This window comes from Synechococcus sp. H55.11 (assembly GCF_047462475.1).
Lineage (GTDB): Bacteria > Cyanobacteriota > Cyanobacteriia > Thermostichales > Thermostichaceae > Thermostichus.
The window spans coordinates 1-1,000 of record NZ_JANSJI010000228.1; the positions used below are offsets into that span (position 1 = coordinate 1).

At 55.8% G+C, this 1,000-nt stretch carries 2 protein-coding genes; one reads left to right on the top strand and one right to left on the bottom strand.

What is annotated here, in order from left to right:
• Nucleotides 1–156: 156 nt before the first annotated feature.
• On the bottom strand, nt 157–288 hold the full coding sequence (locus tag NW853_RS09115; protein ID WP_414348862.1) for a rhodanese-like domain-containing protein: 132 nt from the start codon (nt 286–288) through the stop codon (nt 157–159).
• On the opposite strand from NW853_RS09115, the gene NW853_RS09120 reads away from it, so the two are divergent.
• A complete protein-coding gene (locus tag NW853_RS09120) occupies nt 287–985 on the top strand; it encodes a cysteine hydrolase family protein (RefSeq protein ID WP_414348861.1) in 699 nt (232 codons plus the stop codon). The genes NW853_RS09115 and NW853_RS09120 overlap by 2 nt on opposite strands.
• The last annotated feature ends 15 nt before the right edge of the window (nt 986–1,000 follow it).

A 1,000-nucleotide genomic window follows, 5' to 3' on the forward strand; every position in this document is an offset into this window, starting at 1 on the left:
GCAGTAGATGAGGGGGTGGTAGTCCCGGTCCTTGTCAGCAAAGTGGGTCTGCAGGTGGCGAGCAATGTTCTGGGCCACCAGGCTGGCCCCCCACTTGCAGGCCGTAAAGGGATCCACCTGCTTGTAGAGGGTGCCCACCTCTGCCCGTTCTGTATTTTAGAGCACAGACAAGTTGATAGCCCCCGGCCTATGATCCTTAGCGAACTCTGCCGGCGAGCGCACGTCAATGATCTCGCTGTAGGTGTGCAGCCAGGGCTCGGCAGTGACGTGAATCGGAAAAGGTGCTATGGGCTACCACGTTGCGGCAGAACCCTATCCCTATCCGTACAATGGTGACTTGCGGCCTGAAAATACCGCCCTGCTCATCATCGATATGCAGACGGATTTCTGCGGAGTAGGTGGCTATGTGCACAGAATGGGCTACGACATTTCCCTCACCCGCGCTCCCATAGAGCCGATTCGGCGGGTTTTGGCGGCAATGCGAACCTTGGGTTTTTTCATCGTGCACACCCGCGAAGGTCATCGCCCTGATCTATCGGATCTGCCGGAAAACAAGCGCTGGCGTAGTCAACGTATTGGGGCAGGAATTGGGGATCCCGGTCCCTGTGGGCGCATTCTGGTGCGAGGGGAACCCGGCTGGGAAATCATCCCGGAATTGGCTCCTCTGCCGGGAGAAGTGATTATTGACAAACCGGGCAAAGGAGCTTTCTATGCCACCGATCTGGACCTAATCTTGAGGCGCAAAGGCATCCAGAACCTGGTTCTAACAGGCATTACCACCGATGTGTGTGTCCACAGCACCATGAGAGAAGCCAACGACCGAGGCTATGAATGTTTGCTGCTGTCTGATTGTACAGCTGCCACAGACTATGGAAATTATCTCGCCGCTCTGAAGATGATCCAGATGCAAGGCGGCGTTTTCGGGGCAGTTGCCGATTCAGGCGCTTTGATGACAGCACTGCAGGAATGCAAAACGGACACATGAGACACCCAGACTAAG

Bases quoted from the DNA above. Each gene is read 5' to 3' on its own strand.
- NW853_RS09120 (WP_414348861.1), top strand. From the start codon at position 287: ATGGGCTACCACGTTGCGGCAGAACCCTATCCCTATCCGTACAATGGT.